This window comes from Halomonas sp. SIMBA_159 (genome assembly GCF_046536035.1).
Classification (GTDB): Bacteria; Pseudomonadota; Gammaproteobacteria; order Pseudomonadales; family Halomonadaceae; genus Vreelandella; species Vreelandella venusta_A.
Genome location: NZ_JAWJBT010000276.1, coordinates 1 through 311, shown reverse-complemented (window position 1 = coordinate 311; position 311 = coordinate 1). Strand labels below are relative to the sequence as shown.

Below are 311 nucleotides of genomic sequence, written 5' to 3'. Positions count from 1 at the left end.
ATGCGATTTTATCCACCAGCGGCATGTATGATCAGTCTGGCGAGTTTGCATTTAAAGTGGGGCTGCCAGCGAAAAGCGGTGTCGGTGGCGCCATAGTGGCGATAGTGCCGCAGTTTGGCGTGATTACCGCCTGGAGCCCGCCACTTAACCGCTTTGGTAACTCAGTGGTGGCGATGCAGCTTATCAGCCAACTGGCGGAGGAGCTGGGCTTGTCATTGTTCTGAGCCGGCGGTTTAATCGTCGCCGAAGGTTGAGTTTTTCTCGCTGTGCTGAATACGGTCTATCACGATAACTGCGGCAAGCAGTTGCGC

Annotated in this window: 1 protein-coding gene; it reads left to right on the top strand. The window is 55.0% G+C overall.

All coding sequences use genetic code 11. From position 1 onward, the window contains the following. Positions 1–224, top strand: a 224-nt coding sequence (locus tag R0J87_RS19280) for a glutaminase (protein ID WP_498888253.1), incomplete at its 5' end; no start/stop codon positions are given. Between the last annotated feature and the right edge of the window lie 87 nt (positions 225–311).